This is a genomic window from Microcoleus sp. SVA1B4 (genome assembly GCF_036700545.1).
Lineage (GTDB): Bacteria > Cyanobacteriota > Cyanobacteriia > Cyanobacteriales > Microcoleaceae > Microcoleus.
In genome coordinates this window covers 77,585-94,703 of record NZ_JAUBPB010000004.1, presented here as the reverse complement: position 1 = coordinate 94,703, position 17,119 = coordinate 77,585, and the positions used below count along the sequence as shown (strand labels likewise).

Sequence of the window (17,119 nt, the reverse complement as noted above, 5' to 3'; positions counted from 1 at the left end):
TTTGATTCAATGTCGCAAGTAAATCGAAAATCGAAAATCGAAAATCGAAAATCGAGTGACGCACTCTACGACAAAATCCCAGAATCTACTTTTTTTGCAACCGAGGGTTCATGTACTTTTTTCGCAAACAGATTGCCATCCTGCTGATAGTTGTTGCTTGCTGTACGCTGACGATTAGTTGCAGCGAGAGTCGAACTGTCCAGTGTACTAAATTTACTGAAATTGTCAACAAAGGCAACGCTCTCATTGATGTTGATAAAGACAGCAACGATGCTGCAACTACCGACAATTTAGCTAAAAATTTGAACCTGATAGCGAATGAACTTCAAGCTCTGCGAATAACAGATCCAACCCTCAAAGAAATTCAGGAGCCATCGGTTAAATCCTTCCAGGAAATTAGTCAAGCACTCGGCGACATAAGCAAAAGCCTTCAGGCTGGAAATCTCGCTTCTACAAGTATAGAAGGTCGAGAGCAAATCCAAACAGCTCAAGCAGATATTATTAGAGCCGGCCAACAGGCGAATCAAGCAGCCGCAAATCAAGACGCTTTGACTAGCAAACTGATTAATTATTGTAAGGGCGATCGCTAAAGGCTAAGAGTTTTGAATTTTGAGATGGCCACGCGAACCCCAACAACCCACGGGGGGTGAAGGAATTTGAGGAATGCGTCGCCTTCACCTACTATCTACCGCTTTGCAATTACCCAATTTAGTGATGAATTTCTAGATTCAAAATATAGCGACCGAGTTGCACTTTCTCCGACCACAACTCGTATTCTAACTGCAAGTGATCCGGTTCCGGCTTTCCTGTCAGCGTCAAGTTGCGAGTGAAGTTGCGGAGTCGCAACTGTTCGGGAGTCGCCAGCGATTCGCCCTGAAGCCAATAACGGCTCAGGCCGTACATTCCTCGTTCCCAGCAGTGGCGGTAACTGTATTTGCCGTTTCCTTGCATGGTCATAATGACTCGATAGGGCGAAACTTCTAGCCAGAGCAACCGGGGTTTTGTAGTTGGGGGTAAGATTGTAACTTGCTCGGCAGATTCGTTGGAACCGTCGGAAAATTCGCGATCGATTATTGCTGGTTCATGCAACAACAAGTGAAAGCGCTCGCGGTCTTTTTGATAAAGCGTAGCAGCGGTTTCAACGACTGACCACAAAGGTAAATCTGTGGAGACGAGCGATAAACTTACAGGCTTGCGGTGATGGGTCAGCATAAATAAAAGTTTAGGAGTTGTGGTGGATCGGGCAGTTTGAGATTTGAGATTTTAGACTTTAGATTTTAGATTGGCTGGGTTCCAAATTCCGGAGCTTTTGCTTAACAAAATGAAAAATCTACAACTCGCAATCGAAAATCTAAAATTGTTTAGTCACAATTCAATCATCTGGTCGATAACTCAGAGCTGGAGATGAAATCTAAGCAGATACACGGATAATATTTGTGAAATTAATGTAAAATCCGTGCCGTTGCGTCCGCACTCCTGTGTCATCAAGAACTGACAGCGGAGTCTCCGGGCGAGTTTAATCAGCTTTTAAGTTAACCGGACACATTGGGAAAAAACCCGCAGGCCGTACAAAAGACGACTGACTTAGGACTGGGAAAAAGGTAGGATAGCTAACGCCATCCAATCCTAGTTTATCTCAATGCAAGCTGACATTATAACTACTACGCTTCTTGACAAAAGCCAAACTTTAAGCATTCAAAAACCGGCATCGGGCTTGTCGCTGGTCGGGAGGATTCGAGTTCCCGGCGATAAGTCGATTTCTCACCGAGCTTTGATGTTGGGTGCGATCGCCCAAGGTGAAACTACTATTGAGGGACTGCTCCTAGGAGAAGACCCCCGCAGCACGGCTAAATGTTTCTCGCTCTTGGGAGCCAAAGTTTCTGAACTCAACGCGGAACGGGTGACAGTCACGGGCGTCGGAATTGGCGAGTTAGAGGAGCCTGTGGAAGTCTTGGATGCGGGTAATTCCGGCACGACGATGCGGCTGATGTTGGGAATTTTAGCCTCTCATCCGGGGCGTTTTTATGCGGTAACGGGTGACAGTTCTCTGCGATCGCGCCCCATGTCGCGCGTCATTAAACCGCTACAACAAATGGGAGCGCAAATTTGGGGCCGAAAAAGTAATTCTTTAGCTCCTTTAGGGATACTAGGACAGCAGTTAAAACCGATTCACTACCATTCTCCGATCGCCTCGGCTCAAGTTAAATCTTGCATTTTGCTCGCCGGTTTGATGGCAAGCGGAGAAACTACAGTCACAGAACCCGCTCTGTCGCGGGATCACAGCGAGCGGATGCTGCGAGCGTTTGGAGCCCAATTGAGCGTCGATCCAGAAACTTGTAGCGTGACAGTCACTGGGCCGACACAACTGCGAGGGCAGAATGTGATTGTACCGGGGGATATTAGTTCGGCGGCATTTTGGCTAGTAGCTGGGGCGATCGTCCCGGGTTCCGAGCTCGTAGTCGAAAATGTCGGCGTCAACCCAACTCGTACAGGCATTTTGGAAGCTTTGGAAATGATGGGGGCCGATATTGAACTGCAAAATCAGCGAGAGGCGGCTGGGGAACCGGTAGCGGATATTTTGGTTCGTAGTTCCGGCCAATTGCGGGGATGCACCATTGCTGGCGACTTAATTCCCCGACTGATTGACGAAATCCCGATTTTGGCAGTAGCGGCCGTCTTTGCATCGGGTACTACAATAATTCGAGATGCGGCCGAGTTGCGGGTCAAAGAGAGCGATCGACTGGCCGTGACTGCTGCCGAACTCAACCGCATGGGAGCCCAAATTTCCGAGTTACCCGACGGTTTAGAAATTACCGGGGGAACTCCTTTGACCGGCGCGGATGTTGACAGCTACACTGACCACCGAATAGCGATGAGTTTGGCGATCGCAGCCCTCAACGCCACAGGTATTACTAACATTCACCGGGCAGAAGCTGCTGCCATTTCCTACCCAGACTTTACCGCCACTTTGCAACAAGTTTGCCATCCAAATTGAGAGCGGGATAGTGGGATAGTGGGAGAGGGGGAGAGGGAGGAGTCCGAGATTTGGAGAGGGGAGAGCGGGAAAAATCCTCATTCTTCCTTCTTCCTTCTTCCTTCTATCCTTTACATCCGTTACATCCGTCGAGCGAATCCGTTGCCGAACTTCCCTCTTCCCTCTTCCTTCTTCCTTCTTCCTTCGTTTAAGAATCTTTACCTACAACTTGTTCTTTTAAAGAATCAATTTCCGTTAACAACTCTTGGCGATTAGAAGCCTTGAGCAGATACCGGTAAACAAACCAACCCGTATATCCCATGCCAATCAACTCAAAAACAGGAGCTACCAAAGGGACATCATTAAGAGCACCTAAAACTCCCAGCATTACCTTAATACTAATACCGCCTGCCAGAATTAAACCAACAGTTATGAGGGGCTTTTGGTAGTCAGCAAAAAAATTGGAGAGATAGGCTGGAAGTTCCGACAAAATTGTAATAACTTGGTCTTTAATATCTTGGAACTGGCTGGCCGTTGTTTCTGTGGTGGTCACTGTAGCCATGACCCCCGGTTTGTCCTCAACCAGATCTACTGTCACGACTTCAGTGATGGTTTGTGTCTCGTCCGAAAAGTTAGCTTGTGTCATTGAATACTTCCTCCGTTGTCAGGTAAAATTGCAGGCTGTGAATTGCTGCCAGTATAATTGTCCGGCAATTAGCACAGCATCCGCGCTGCAGGGACTAATTGATGAGACTAAGGCAGAGTTTCACAAATTGCAAGCAAAAATAACGATATGACTTGATTTTAAACAATTGCCTTCGCTGCCAAATCGGTCTTTTGACTCATTTTTTCACTTGAGCGAGGTCGATTTGATTCGGGCAAGGGCGTCCTTGTTCAAAGTCGGTGATATTGCCGATCGTGGTTTCGGCGATATTTTTCAAAGCTTCCTCGGTGAAAAAAGCTTGGTGTCCGGTAATCAGGACGTTAGGAAAAGTCAGCAAGCGCTGAAAAACGTCGTCTTGAATGACCTGATTTGACAAATCCTCAAAAAACAGATCCGTCTCTTGTTCGTACACATCTAAGCCGAGGTAGCCAATTTTACCCGACTTGAGCCCTTTGGTAACAGCTTTAGTGTCAATCAACTGACCGCGGCTGGTATTGATCAGCATCATCCCTGGTTTCATTTGCTCGATCGCCTCTGCACCGATTAAATGGTAAGTTTCCGGTATCAGGGGACAGTGGAGGCTGACAATATCAGAGGCGGCGAACAGTTCCGGGAGTGCGACGTATTCCATGCCTAGGGCGAGGCAATCTGGGTTTTGGTAAACATCGTATCCCAACAGGCGACACCCGAATCCGTGCAAAATTTGGGCAGTAATTGCGCCAATTCTGCCTGTTCCGACGATTCCCACCGTTTTGCCATGAAGGTCAAAACCCAACAAGCCATCTAGGGCGAAATTGCCTTCGCGGACGCGGTTGTAGGCCCGGTGGATTTTGCGGTTGAGGGACAAAATCAGAGCGACTGCGTGTTCCGCGACGGCGTAGGGAGAATAAGCCGGAACTCGGAGGAGAGTTAGATTTAAATCCTTCGCTGCTGCTAAATCGACGTGATTAAATCCGGCGGATCTCAGGGCCAGCAAGCGGACGCCTTTTTCGGCAATGCTAAGCAGCGTTTTCGCGTCCAAGGAGTCGTTCACGAACGCGCAAACGGCCGGAAATCCAGCAGCCAAAACGCTGGTTTCCAGGTTCAGACGCGGTTCAAAAAAAACTAAATCGTGTTTGCCGCCGACATTCGCTGCTTCCAGAAATGTGCGATCGTAGGATTTGGTGCTGAATACGGCTACCTTCATGATTTTTGCCTGCAAACCCAGTAATAGTTGGAAATTTTTTCCAGATCAACTCTAAATTTTACTAGAATACCGTTGCCCCAAACAACCCACTTTCCATGAGAAATATTGAATTTCGTAACAAGAGCCTCTCTGAAGAACACAATTTTTTAGCTTTAGGGCAACTCCTGCTTAATTTTTTGAATCTAATTGCTTAGACTGTAGTAAAGCGCGATCGTTAATTGCTAAATTTTTAGGACCAACTCAAATGCGTAAAAAAATCAAAACTATAATTTATGAAATTTTAGAAACCTCAGAAGCAAGCAATTTATACAGTTTAGCCGATGATGTTTTCATAACTTGTTTAATTCTGATCAACGTCGCAGCTTTTATTGCTTCTACTTCCCCCACATTGTCGCCAGAACACACATCGCTTTTGGTAAACATCGAAATTGTTTCCTCCTTAGTATTTACAATAGAATATATTTTAAGGCTGTGGGTGTCTACAGTCGATCGCAAATACAGCCACCCGCTTTGGGGAAGATTGAGATATGCTCTTACACCGCTAAGTTTGATAGATTTAATTTCGATCTTACCTTTTTACTTCTTGCTGTTATTTCCTAGTTTAAACTTCGTTAACTTAATTCGTGTTCTGCGCTTGTTGCGATTGCTGAAAATGAGCCGTTATTCAGAGTCAGTCAGAACTCTTGGAACAGTATTGTACGCTAAAAAAGAGGAGTTGATTGCCACTGCATTTGCAGTTTTTATTCTGTTAATATTTGCCTCTAGCATCATGTATTTTGTTGAATCCGAGGCACATCCCGAAGCTTTTGGCAGCATCCCCGATGCAATGTGGTGGGGAGTTGTGACATTAACTACTGTTGGTTACGGCGATATTTATCCAATCACTCCTTTAGGGAAATTGTTAGGAGCCATGTTAGCATTTTTGGGAATCGGAATTTTTGCATTACCTGCGGGGATAATTGCTGGGGGTTTTTCCGAGGAACTACAAAAGAGAAAGCAGGAAAAAAAGGCTGAAAATTTAGAGGAATTTGCGAATTGTCAATCGGTCAAAATGGTGGCCGAAATCGATGCTAGTTTTCAAGAAAAGCAAAGGGCGATCGCACTTCACATCGAAAGTTCATCAGACTTGATGAAAATGTGTGTTCAAACGGCGAAACAGAAGTTAGGAAGTGATTTTCAAAATGAACAAATTATTTGCGATTTAGCTATTCACCTGTACAATGAAGCCGTCCGCAAATTCGACCTGTAATTACAGATATACATTGCCTGTTATTGCTACCCCATCGTTACCATCGCTTGTAATTAGTAATGATTGCTTTATGTTATGAGTAATAGTCAATAGTTAATTACCAATCTGGTGGCAAATTGTAATATTCGAGAGTTGATTTGTCTGCCAGCAAATCTTGGGTTTTTCTGTCAATTTTTATCTCACCATCCGCCAAAACTAAAGCCCTTTGAGTCGTTTTTCCGATCCAATTCAAATTGTGAGAAGCGATCAAAATTACCTCGATCGGCAATTGGGACAAAACCTTAGCCAAGTGACGCCGCCACGAGGGATCTAGTCCGTTGGTCGGCTCGTCTAAGATTAAAATTGCCGGCTCTAATGCTAAAATTGCTGCCAAGGCTGCTAATCTTCTTTGACCTCCCGAAAGTTCGTGGGCCGAACGGTTGGCAAATTCTACTAAACCAAATTCGTCTAATAGGGCTAAAGCTCGATCGCGCGCAACTCCCGGCGGCACTCCGTAATTGCGCGGCCCGAACATGACATCCTCTAAAATAGTGGGCATAAATAGCTGGTCGTTAGCATCTTGAAAGCAAAATCCAATCTGCCTGCGCGCCTGGGATAACGTCGCCTCTTCCAACTTTTTTCCCTGCACTCTAATCTCGCCCGCTTGAGGGATTTTTAATCCGATCAAGTTTTCGAGCAAAGTGCTTTTACCAGCACCTGTCAGGCCGAGTAGAGCAACTCTTTCTCCTGGTTGCAAACTAAAAGAAATTCCCCGCAATATTGGCTTTTGATCGGGATAGCCAAATACTAAGTTTTCTACTTCGATTGTTGGCACAGATTTTAGTCTACTCAAGTTTTATTTGCCTCGATTTTAGGATTAAGAGTATTTAACCGCAGAGAGCACAGAGGGCGCAGAGAGGGGAAGGGAGAAGGCAAAAGGTAGAGGCATGAATTAATCAATTACCAATTACCAATTGCCCCTTCTAAATTACCACTTACCATAAGAAGCTATTGTTAATCCGGCTGCCATTACAATTGCTACTGTCAGCCAGAGTCGCTCTTTTGGTGTTGATTTTGATTCGGCAGGTAAAGCTCCTTGATACCCGCGAATTAGCATTGCTGCGTGTACTCTTTCTGCCCGATCGAGACTTCGCAAATAAAGCGCTCCGATCATGGAAGCACTGGCGTAGCGCAGCCATCCTCCGGTACCCGACAAGCCCCGGAGTTGGGCTGATATTTTCATGCGGTTGACTTCGGACAGCAGGATTTCTAAGTATTGTCCTGTTAAAAGTACAATTTCTTGCAAACCTGCTGGTAGGGGTAATCCTTTGAGGGCGATTCCGAAACTGTGGGGTGGCAAAGTTAGCAGAAAACTGTTCATAATTAGCAGGCAAATTAGGGAACGCAGCAACAAAAAACTGGCGCGTTCCCAACCTTGGGGCAGCACTAATAAGGACAGAAAAATCAATTCTGCTCCCAACAGTTGCGCTAGGGTTCGCACCGGAGCCCTGAGCCAAAACGACCAAAAAAGTGCGATCGCCCCATAAATTCCCAGCCACAGCCAAGCGCCTGTCTTCAGAAAACCCATGCCAATCACAATTGTGAGAGACACTCGCAATCGAAAAGGTATGGAGAGTTTAGACATCTTTAGGTTTTACCACCAACTGAGCAATCCCAAAAGCCGCGCCGAAGCTGAAGGCAGACCCTAAAAGTCCAGCAATGCTAGTACCAATAGGCTGTTCTTCTAATCCTTTAACTGTGTAATCTGCTAAAGGAGTGGGATTTTCGATCGCCACAGCTTCTTTATCTTTAAAGCCGTATTTTTCGGCTACCGCTTCTAACCCGTCAGGCCAACTTGAAGCAAATAGTGAAAGCACCCCGGAAATTAATAAAACTCCGATTACTGGCACTATCCATTTCTGCAATTGTGGCTGTTCTCCCGGCAGTAAATCCGGCCGCACTTTGACGAGATAAGTTAACACGCCGCCTGTAATTATCCCTTCGCCAATCCCAATTAAAATATGTACCCCTACCATTGCTGGCAATGCGATATTGAGTCCTACAGTACCAGAAATTGCCAATTGGATCGCCACACTAATCGAAGCAGCCACGACGCTGAGGCCAGCGGCAATACCCGCAGCTAGGGGCAAACGATTTCTAGAACCTCCCAAAAGTTGCTGCAATGGCTGCAACAGCCACCAGCCCACCCAAATGCCAACTAGCCCCATGTTAAAAATATTAGCTCCCAAGGCGGTGATGCCCCCGTCGGCAAACAAGACGCTTTGAATTATAAAAACTGTGCTCATCGCTAAAGTTGCCGCCCAAGGGCTCCCCAAAACGACGGATGCGAGCGCCCCTCCCAACAAGTGGCCGCTGGTGCCGCCGGCTACGGGAAAGTTGATCATCTGGGCTGCAAACACGAAAGCTGTGGTTAAGCCCATGATTGGGGCTTGTCGGAGTCCCAGACTGGCGCGGGTTCGATTTAGGGCAACTGCGATTGCTGCTGCGCTTGCTATGCCGGTGGCAATGGCTACTGGCGGTGAAAGAAAACCATCAGGTATGTGCATTGATGTATCCAAACGAGAGAAGTTCCAGCCCTTTAGTCAACTATTTTTTACAAAAATTTACTATCCCCTGTGGGGGTATTTCTGCGATCGAGCGATCGGGGGAGTTGCGGCGGGCGATCGCTTATGGGATATAGATTAGCGCCTCATGGGCAGAATTTCGAGGATGAGAAATTTTACATTAAATAATCCTGAAGAATTATTCGGATAACCGACCACCCGCACATTCAAGCTTTTTGATAAGAATTATCAATGTTTGTTTACAGATTCAACTGCCAAATGTATTTACCATCAAGCTCAAGCAAGAATTTAAAAAAAATATCAAGAAAAAACTGAAAATCCCTAATTGGTTTTATTCCCACTCTTGAGAAGAGCTTACATTAAATTTTTGACAATCAAGCATCCAGGATACAAGCCCCGGATTCATTCCGAAAGCAGAATCAGGACCCAGAAATAAAAAACCTGTATCCGATGAAACTTGCCGAACGTATTTATCTCGCGCAAGTCAATGCTTTAATCTAAAATCTAAAATCTAAAATCTAAAATCGATTGACTTTTCCCATCGCAATGTGGCGCGTTAGGGAACATCTCATATTTGTAAAAACACTTCTTCTGGCTCCTTCCTTCTTCCTCTTCCCTCCTGCCTCCTGCCTCCTGCCTCCTGCCTCCAAACTCCAATTTTTAGCTTTGCTGCTTTCATTGAGATGCTCCCGCGCGTTAGCCAAAAATAAATGTTTCGCGGTTTTCATGTCAAGTCTTTGACAATGGAGAGGCAAAATCCCGCTAATGCTGTTGCTAAGGGGTGGCCTAACCAGCTATTGCGAGTAACAGTCCGCTTCCGGCTGCAAATAATTCCAGTTTAGCTGTTGACAACCCCAAAAATTTGCCTGACAAGTCTCCAGAGGTTGTACCTTTCACTAATATGTCTACTGAAACGGCTATGGCAAGTAGGGCTACAGATAATACTCTCCAAGCTGTACCTGTATCAGCAGCCCAGCAGAAAGTTTAGGCGGTAGATGGAACAAATCAGACAGCAGAAATTACGGCGTAAAACTAGATGAGTTAACTCTGAAACTGTACGATCGCATCGATGGAAGTTGGCAAACTAGCCCTACATTCAATCAAAATCTAGTCTATCGAGTCAGTACAAGTCAAGATGGGGCGATGGCGTTCCGCCCCGCAAGCTACGGCAATTTCGAGCCCCTCAATCAACCAGCCAAGGATTACACCAAAGAAACTCCTTTGCCAAATCTCCTCAAATCTCCCGAAACTAGCAGCAACAATGCAGCACCAGTCGCTAAGTTTACTGTAGTGTTTGATCCTACAGGAACCTTAGAAGTTAACCCCTAGCTCACATACAACATCTCTCCGGTAAGGCGCGCCATCAGCACCTTACTTTTCCTTTTTAACTTAAATGTGCTATTATAAACAGCGCCCTCTAAGGCATTCTACCTCTAAAACAACAAATGAAAGAACTTGACGAGAAAAAAACCCAGGAACTGCTATGCACCATCATGGAATGGGAACTTGCAGGTGTCGTGCGCTATACCCACTATTCACTAATGGTGACAGGGCCAAACCGGATTCCCATCGTGCAGTTTTTTAAAGCACAAGCAACGGAATCTCTACTCCACGCCCAACAAGCAGGAGAAATTCTCACCGGTTTAGAGGGACACCCCAGTCAGAAAATTGCTCCCATCGAAGAAACCTACAAACACTCGGTGAAAGACTTGTTAGAAGAAAGTTTAAATCACGAGAAAAAAGCCCTCAAAAAGTATAAGTCTTTACTTGAAGTCGTGACCAACTCCAGCGTTTATTTGGAAGAATATGCCCGAAATCTAATTGGGCAAGAAGAATTACACCAAGTAGAACTGAAAAAAATGCTCCGGGATTATAGTTGATTTAATCATTAGTTAATTGTGATTGGTTATGGGTTATTGGTTATTGGTTATTTCCAATGACCAATGACCAATGACCCATGCCCCATGACCATGCCCCATAATTATAAAAAATGAATTTTAGTGAAGCAATACCAACTTTTGTAATTACCCTGCGCGAAGGCGTAGAAGCCGCCTTAGTCGTCGGAATTGTACTAGCTTGCCTCAAAAAAGCCGAGCAAAGTCACCTCAATTCTTGGGTTTATGCAGGTGTCGCAGCCGGCATTGGTGCTAGCGGTTTGGTGGGTGTTTTATTCAATGGATTGCTCGCAGCACTATCAACATCCCAGCAGCCTTACGCACCAGTCATTAAACAGCTATTAGAGGGCGTATTGGGAATTGTGGCGATCGCAATGCTAAGCTGGATGCTAATTTGGATGACTCAGCAAGCGCGGTTTCTCAAAGCTGAAGTTGAAGGAGCAGTTACAGCCGCTTTGACAGAAAATAGCAATGCCGGCTGGGGCGTATTTGGCTTAATTTTTATTGCGGTACTACGCGAAGGTTTTGAAACAGTTATATTTGTCAGCGCTCAATTTCAACAAGGTTTGAGTCCCGCTTTAGGTGCTTTGGGCGGTTTGACTGGGGCGGCAATCATTGGCGCGCTACTGTTCAAGTGGGGTGTCAAAATTGATATCCGCCTGTTTTTCAAGTTTATGGGGATTTTGTTGTTGTTAATCGTGGCAGGTTTGGCAGTATCTGCACTCAAGCATTTTGACCAAGCCGCTGGGATTTTGTCGCAGATGAATAGCAAGTATGCAGCGATTTGTGTTTATTACGATCGCCTCGCACCACTCCACTCTTGTATTTTAGGGCCGATGGTGTGGAATGCAGCGGAAATTTTGCCCGATCGGGAATTTCCGGGAGTCGTTCTCAAAGCACTATTTGGATACAGAGATCGACTTTATCTCGTCCAAGCAGCCGCTTACACAATATTCTTAGCCACCATCGGCGGTCTTTATTTCCAAAAACTAGGCTCTAAGGCGACTGTTCCCAACAAAAATAGTCAGCCAGAAGGATAGCAAACTCGCCCTCAGTAGGTATGTATGCAAGCGGTTGTTATCGGTTGTTTTGCTGATGCCAGGGCGAGAAAAAAATTAGCCCCACAGGCAAAAATTTGACCAAAAATTGTCAGGTTGCGGGATTGATTATTTGACTTTTATATGATATCATTTAATAATGGCAATATCGTTTATTTATTTTATAAATACTCATATTATTATTATTTAATAATACGGTCAATACCCGAAAAAAGCAAGCCCTACCCTCTCAAAAAACACAAAAATTTTATAAGCAAAATTAACTAACTTAAAAAAATTACAGTTAACGGTTAACAGGGTTATGCAAAACGCCGACTACCGGTAGGGCGATCGTGTGAAGCCCCAAGCGCACCCTGCAAAAGTTAAGGCGGTTCTTGCCGACCCCAAATCTGCCCCCAGCAAGATTTTTGCCCAACAGTTTTCTGATAAGCGCTCTTAGGGCTTATAATTAGTACAAGAATATTTACAGAGTCCCGAAAGTTCTTAATCAACCTTATAATCCTTAGTCAGGAACCTCAGCCTAAAGGCATGAGGCTTGAAAGAGAAATCTAACAAGCCATCCTGACCAGCTTAAGTCTTTACTGACTACGTTTTTTGGGTCACGATACCGGAGAATGCGAAGCTAGTTTTCCGCTCTATCGCTTGCAACTAAACAGTCTTAAGGTCACTGAGACAGTGTTGCTAGCTTAACAAGCTCACTAAACATTAGCGAAGCTAACTTTACCCCAGAAATGGGAGTTTGAGGCAACCATACCTCACGGGAGGGGCAACCATACCCCTCCACCCCGCGAGGGGATTCAAATTAAATGTAAAGCCGTGCTAAAAGCACGGGGTTTCTACCCATTTTTATGATGAAGCTTAAAATTAAAAAATTGTTCGTTAAAGTTACCTGGAACCCCCAGAAGGCTGTAGGATCTGCCATTCGGTTAGCGGTGAGATAAATAATGATGCCTCGGATACTTGTTATTGATGATGACGCGGCGATCGCCGAACTCGTAGCCGTCAACCTAGAAATGGCTGGCTACGAAGTCACCCAGGCAGAAGACGGCATCAAAGGTCAGGCACTAGCCATACAACTGCTCCCCGACCTGATCATGCTAGACCTCATGCTGCCTAGAGTAGACGGATTCACCGTATGTCAGCGTTTGCGGCGTGACGAGCGCACCTCAGACATTCCCGTCTTGATGTTGACAGCCTTAAGTCAAACTCAAGACAAAGTAGAAGGCTTCAACTCCGGCGCCGACGACTACCTGACCAAACCATTTGAACTAGAAGAGATGCTAGCCCGAGTGCGAGCTCTACTAAGGCGCACAGACCGCATCCCCCAAGCTGCCAAACACTCCGAAATCCTGAATTACGGCCCGCTGACCCTTGTCCCCGAAAGGTTTGAAGCTGTTTGGTACGATCACACAGTCAAACTGACCCACCTAGAGTTTGAGTTGCTGCACTGCTTGCTTCAGCGCCACGGTCAGACAGTCTCTCCCAGCGAAATTCTCAAAGAAGTGTGGGGTTACGACCCCGACGACGACATCGAAACTATTCGTGTACACATCAGACACCTGAGAACCAAGATGGAACCAGATCCCCGCCATCCTCGGTACATCAAAACCGTATACGGGGCTGGTTATTGCCTGGAGTTACCCAACAACGAACAAGTAGCTGAAGAAACCAAATCCTCTGCTTGAGCTAGCCCGCCAGATGCAACAAGCAGTTAAAAATCCCGCTAGAAAAGCCTGAGAGCATTTGCTCTCAGGCTTGCTTGTTTGGAGTTTGAGTGAATATGTCAACAAGTAGCCATTAACTCTCTTGATTTGGAAAAAAACAATCCTGCACCCCCCTCTAACCGCAGGGCGGTTTCATTCTCTTGTAGGGGCTGCCCCCCGTGGCTGCCCCCATGTCTGAAACTGTGAAATCGTCTGTGGGGGGTAGGCACGGGGAGTAGGGGTAGCACTACCCCTACAAAATCGCGATTTTCGTGAGAATGAAACCGCCCTGCCTCTAACCGTACTTTTAGAGAAGCTTGTCCATAGGAAAGTACCGGATTTCTTTTTCCACCTTGTCTTTTTCGAGAGGATTCGATAGCTACTTAAACAATACTCTAGCCATAATACTCTTTAATAATATTATTTATCAATAAATTTAGAGGTATTCTTTTAGCTGCTATTTTTGCTAACGAGAGGCCCAACTCCGATCAAGCGCCAAAAACAGTCATAATCGTGATAAAACGATGTTTTTTCCTACTGATTTACATACCAGAACTCAAATCAGTGAAAATTTTTCTCAAATACCCCTTGACTAAAATACTAAAATTGTTGATTATCTATATCAATAACCTGCGATCGCTTAAAACTCCACTGACATCTTTCTCAAGAGGTAAATCGCCGTGACCAGCATGGCAAAATCCTTCCCAGCCGAAGGAAAATCATTTCCCTGGTGGGTCGGCAACGCCCGCTTAATCAACCTTTCGGGCCGTTTGCTCGGTACCCACGTCGCCCATGCCGGCCTCATCGTCTTCTGGGCGGGAGCCTATACCCTATTGGAGCTTTTCCGCTTTAACCCAGAATTGCCCATGTACGAACAAGGCTTAATGTTGTTGCCAAACCTAGCCAGACTCGGCTTGGGCGGGGGTGCGGGAGGCAAAATTGTCGATACTATCCGTACTTCCCCGTTAGGGCGATTCACCTCTTTCTCGGCTTCGGCGGCATCTTTTACTCCCTCAAAGGGCCAGCCACCCTCGAAGCAAGAACTTTTTTCTTTGGCTACACATGGAAAGACGCAGACAAAATGACCACCATCTTGGGCATCCGCCTAGTTTTGCTGGGTGTCGCTACCTTCTTGTTGGTGGCCAAAGCTATGTATTTTGGTGGTTTATGACTGTCTTTTTCTAATAGTTATGTATTGCCACTTTGATTATTTTTGTAGAGTCTGTCCGTAACATTGCCAGAAGGAGTGCATCAAATCAAGGGCTTGTATCCAATTCCTTGTTATTGGGATTTTTTTACTAACGACTACCGCCTCACATTTACAGTGCGCCCGTGCGTTGCTTGTACTGAAGATGCGGTTGCACTGACTGACTTTGAACCTAAGACTTGTTTTATCAATGCTTATCCGCAACATTGCTATAAACTTCACAAAAATTACGCAGAAATACCGAAAACAACTTTTTCAGTTCCACTTTTAGCAAAGGGGATAGGTGGCTAGCAGATTACCCTGGACTAAAGGGGGAGTCTAGATTTATATGGATTATCACGGAAAATATACTTGAGGAGCCTCTAAAAAATAGCACGAATAAATAACAGATAATCCATGACAATCCTCGTTCAACTATTTTATTTTTTCCGACATGAATTTATACAGTGCTAACTCACTCAAAGTCGAACTCAACCAAAAAGGCTGCCGCCTGACTCCCCAGCGAGAAACTATTTTGAGTGTCTTTCAAAATCTACCGCAAGGCAATCATTTAAGTGCGGAAGAATTATACAAGACATTGCAGAATAAAGGAGAACGAATAGGCTTGTCTACTGTCTACCGAACGCTGCATTTATTAGCCAGGATAGGAATTTTGCGTGAACTAGAATTAGCAGAAGGACACAAACATTACGAACTGAATTTTCCCGAATTGCACCACCACCACCATCTGGTTTGCATTCAGTGTCACAAAACCTTTGAATTTAGCGATGAATCGATTTTAAAAATTGGCAAAAAGCAAGTTGAAAAAGCTGGGGTAGAACTGCTTGACTGTCAATTAACTGTGCGTGCGGTTTGTTTGGAAGCGCTACGGGAGGGATGGCCTTCTTTGGTACCCAGCAATTGGTTGTGTCCCAGATATCATTCAGAAATGGAGGAAGAAATTAGTTGATTTGGATGCAATACACTTCCGTAATTGGTAATTTGTGCTTTTTTATTCGTTATGAGCTGTTAGTTATTAGCACCTAAAAATAACCAATGACAACTGACAACAGACGGCTGACTGCTGAATTCACTTTTGCAATTAAGCAACCTCAGAAGAATCGCAACGTTGGTGTTCCATCCGAAATATGTTAGCGTACAAACTAGCAACAATCTGTTTGCCTTCCTGCGTCAACTGCAAGTAACCGAGAGATTCACTGATGTGAGGATAAATCCCGCTCCAGTAAAACTTAGAGTAGCTTTGCAGCAAGTCGCCCGGATGTCGATAGCCCAAAAGTTTAGTAGCACCGCTTTCTTCCAACTCGTAAAAGAGCGCGCCAATTTTCTGCAAATATTGCGGGTTGCTGAGCTGACCTATCAAGTCAGCACCGCGAACTAAACTAGAGTAATTAACTGCATCCTCGTCAGTGTTGCCGTCAAGCACCGAGAAACGAGTCTGTTCTATGTTCTGCTTAATTATCTCAGCATTAATTAGCTTGTGGTTGCCGAAGCGCTCGTCAATAAACAATTTAGCTCGGTCAACTCGGTAAGGAGCTAGGCTGGCCGCCGTTGCACCGGGAGTAAGTGCAATTCTCATGCCATCTTTTCCTGTAGCATACAATCCTTCTGATTCTTGGTCTTGCCGGCAAACTCCTTTGACATATCCGATGTCTTGGCACAGCAAAGAAATGATGAAGTGCAGCCAATCTTCGCAGGAAACTCCGCCCTTGCGAATGTGTTTTCCCCGCAAGATTTCTTGACCGACTAAGCTAATGCAAATGGCGTGTTCTACATTGTGATAAAGAGCGTCGCTGTTGGCGATGTTTTCTAACGCCATTGCCCCCACCCAGGCAATAATGTCAGCATAGTCTGATTTGTAGCCTCCGTAAGTGCGGCTGTAACCGTTCTGAAGTTGTTCGATGAAAGCCTCGATCAGAAGTTCTGTAGAATTAAACATACCCTATCCTTTTACCTTAATATTGCCTTTCCACAGGGGTGGATCTATTTGGGAGTCCTCTAAATTTTATGGATGAGATTTTAGCTCACAACTCCTGCACCCCGTGTGTGTTGTGATCTGTGGATGGCAAGTGGGTAGCAATCTCAAAACTCATTGACGCAGCTACGCCCGGGGACTTACGAAGCAATCTCGCGCCCTGACTCAAAACTCCGAAGCAACTCAGTCCATCACTGACACCCATCCCCGCCGTACTGCATACAGCAGCCTGCTAACAATTTTTCGATCCTCTGAACTTTTTAAACTGTGAGAATTAATTGCGTATTGAATTTGCTGGAACACAGTGCGATCGATCTTACCGGATTTCCAAATGTTCAAGTAAAGTTCGGAAATTGTATATTCAGGAATATAAGCTTTGGTTGTCATCTGCTGTCAACTCAATGTATATTTCTTATTGTCCGGTAATTTTAGATAACTTTATGTGATGTAGATCGGCTATAGACTGTGATGCGATCCCAGGCTGGAGTTAATGCGCCTCTCCTCACAATGGTAATTCGATCGCAATATCGCGCTTTTGCGATCGTCATAAATTTTGCTGACGGCTGTGACAATCATCATAGTTGCGCCTAAATTATAGGATGTCACATACCATTCTCCCGTTGCGCTCGCCCCCTCCCAACTTGCAG

19 protein-coding genes and 1 pseudogene are annotated in these 17,119 nt (G+C 45.3%); 11 read left to right on the top strand and 9 right to left on the bottom strand.

Annotated elements, in window-relative coordinates:
• Window positions 1–110 precede the first annotated feature (110 nt).
• Window positions 111–590 carry a hypothetical protein gene (locus QT987_RS03435; protein ID WP_333053342.1) on the top strand — a complete coding sequence of 160 codons (480 nt, stop codon included), beginning with the start codon at window positions 111–113 and terminating at the stop codon, window positions 588–590.
• A 118-nt stretch (window positions 591–708) separates the two neighbouring features.
• On the opposite strand, the gene QT987_RS03430 is transcribed toward QT987_RS03435, so the two are convergent.
• Complete coding sequence (locus QT987_RS03430; protein WP_333237263.1) at window positions 709–1,212, bottom strand: hypothetical protein; 504 nt, start codon at window positions 1,210–1,212, stop codon at window positions 709–711.
• A gap of 427 nt (window positions 1,213–1,639) precedes the next feature.
• On the opposite strand from QT987_RS03430, the gene aroA reads away from it, so the two are divergent.
• Window positions 1,640–2,995, top strand: a complete 1,356-nt coding sequence (gene aroA, locus QT987_RS03425) for a 3-phosphoshikimate 1-carboxyvinyltransferase (RefSeq protein WP_333237261.1) — start codon at window positions 1,640–1,642, stop codon at window positions 2,993–2,995.
• Window positions 2,996–3,182: 187 nt separating this feature from the next.
• Here aroA and QT987_RS03420 read toward each other — a convergent pair whose 3' ends face one another.
• Window positions 3,183–3,620, bottom strand: coding sequence for a CAAD domain-containing protein (locus tag QT987_RS03420; protein WP_333237259.1), 438 nt, complete (start codon window positions 3,618–3,620; stop codon window positions 3,183–3,185).
• 196 nt (window positions 3,621–3,816) lie between these two features.
• On the bottom strand, window positions 3,817–4,824 hold the full coding sequence (locus QT987_RS03415; protein ID WP_333237256.1) for a 2-hydroxyacid dehydrogenase: 1,008 nt from the start codon (window positions 4,822–4,824) through the stop codon (window positions 3,817–3,819).
• Between the two features lie 244 nt (window positions 4,825–5,068).
• Here QT987_RS03415 and QT987_RS03410 point away from each other — a divergent pair, with 244 nt between their 5' ends.
• On the top strand, window positions 5,069–6,073 hold the full coding sequence (locus tag QT987_RS03410) for an ion transporter (protein ID WP_333237254.1): 1,005 nt from the start codon (window positions 5,069–5,071) through the stop codon (window positions 6,071–6,073).
• A gap of 97 nt (window positions 6,074–6,170) precedes the next feature.
• Here the strand turns inward: QT987_RS03410 and QT987_RS03405 are convergent, their stop codons facing one another.
• The 3 genes from QT987_RS03405 to QT987_RS03395 all read right to left on the bottom strand — a co-directional run bounded on the left by QT987_RS03405 (window position 6,171) and on the right by QT987_RS03395 (window position 8,619).
• Window positions 6,171–6,905, bottom strand: a complete 735-nt coding sequence (locus tag QT987_RS03405; RefSeq protein WP_333237252.1) for an ABC transporter ATP-binding protein — start codon at window positions 6,903–6,905, stop codon at window positions 6,171–6,173.
• A gap of 135 nt (window positions 6,906–7,040) precedes the next feature.
• Window positions 7,041–7,697, bottom strand: coding sequence for an energy-coupling factor transporter transmembrane protein EcfT (locus tag QT987_RS03400; protein ID WP_333237250.1), 657 nt, complete (start codon window positions 7,695–7,697; stop codon window positions 7,041–7,043).
• On the bottom strand, window positions 7,690–8,619 hold the full coding sequence (locus QT987_RS03395; RefSeq protein WP_333237248.1) for an energy-coupling factor ABC transporter permease: 930 nt from the start codon (window positions 8,617–8,619) through the stop codon (window positions 7,690–7,692). The genes QT987_RS03400 and QT987_RS03395 overlap by 8 nt, the downstream gene beginning before the upstream one ends.
• 2 nt (window positions 8,620–8,621) lie before the next feature.
• Here QT987_RS03395 and QT987_RS03390 point away from each other — a divergent pair, with 2 nt between their 5' ends.
• From QT987_RS03390 to QT987_RS03355, 8 genes and pseudogenes are all read left to right on the top strand, one after another.
• A complete protein-coding gene (locus QT987_RS03390) occupies window positions 8,622–8,753 on the top strand; it encodes a hypothetical protein (RefSeq protein ID WP_333237246.1) in 132 nt (43 codons plus the stop codon).
• A gap of 746 nt (window positions 8,754–9,499) precedes the next feature.
• Complete coding sequence (locus QT987_RS03385) at window positions 9,500–9,625, top strand: hypothetical protein (protein ID WP_333237244.1); 126 nt, start codon at window positions 9,500–9,502, stop codon at window positions 9,623–9,625.
• Window positions 9,626–9,780: 155 nt separating this feature from the next.
• Complete coding sequence (locus QT987_RS03380) at window positions 9,781–9,966, top strand: hypothetical protein (protein ID WP_333237242.1); 186 nt, start codon at window positions 9,781–9,783, stop codon at window positions 9,964–9,966.
• Between the two features lie 116 nt (window positions 9,967–10,082).
• A complete protein-coding gene (locus QT987_RS03375; protein WP_333034807.1) occupies window positions 10,083–10,517 on the top strand; it encodes a ferritin-like domain-containing protein in 435 nt (144 codons plus the stop codon).
• A gap of 110 nt (window positions 10,518–10,627) precedes the next feature.
• Window positions 10,628–11,572: an FTR1 family protein gene (locus QT987_RS03370; RefSeq protein ID WP_333237240.1), complete on the top strand. Its 945-nt coding sequence runs from the start codon at window positions 10,628–10,630 to the stop codon at window positions 11,570–11,572.
• 965 nt (window positions 11,573–12,537) lie between these two features.
• Window positions 12,538–13,275, top strand: coding sequence for a response regulator transcription factor (locus tag QT987_RS03365; protein ID WP_333237403.1), 738 nt, complete (start codon window positions 12,538–12,540; stop codon window positions 13,273–13,275).
• A 707-nt stretch (window positions 13,276–13,982) separates the two neighbouring features.
• Window positions 13,983–14,464, top strand: a pseudogene (locus QT987_RS03360) (hypothetical protein).
• A 469-nt stretch (window positions 14,465–14,933) separates the two neighbouring features.
• Window positions 14,934–15,449 (top strand): transcriptional repressor, encoded by a 516-nt coding sequence (locus QT987_RS03355; protein ID WP_333237238.1) that lies wholly within the window; start codon window positions 14,934–14,936, stop codon window positions 15,447–15,449.
• Between the two features lie 132 nt (window positions 15,450–15,581).
• Here QT987_RS03355 and QT987_RS03350 read toward each other — a convergent pair whose 3' ends face one another.
• The 3 genes from QT987_RS03350 to QT987_RS03340 form a co-directional block, all read right to left on the bottom strand.
• Window positions 15,582–16,436, bottom strand: coding sequence for an Npun_R2479 family HD domain-containing metalloprotein (locus tag QT987_RS03350; RefSeq protein WP_333237236.1), 855 nt, complete (start codon window positions 16,434–16,436; stop codon window positions 15,582–15,584).
• Window positions 16,437–16,655: 219 nt separating this feature from the next.
• Window positions 16,656–16,859 carry a hypothetical protein gene (locus QT987_RS03345; protein WP_333058222.1) on the bottom strand — a complete coding sequence of 68 codons (204 nt, stop codon included), beginning with the start codon at window positions 16,857–16,859 and terminating at the stop codon, window positions 16,656–16,658.
• Between the two features lie 69 nt (window positions 16,860–16,928).
• Window positions 16,929–17,078 carry a hypothetical protein gene (locus QT987_RS03340; protein ID WP_333237234.1) on the bottom strand — a complete coding sequence of 50 codons (150 nt, stop codon included), beginning with the start codon at window positions 17,076–17,078 and terminating at the stop codon, window positions 16,929–16,931.
• Window positions 17,079–17,119 lie beyond the last annotated feature (41 nt).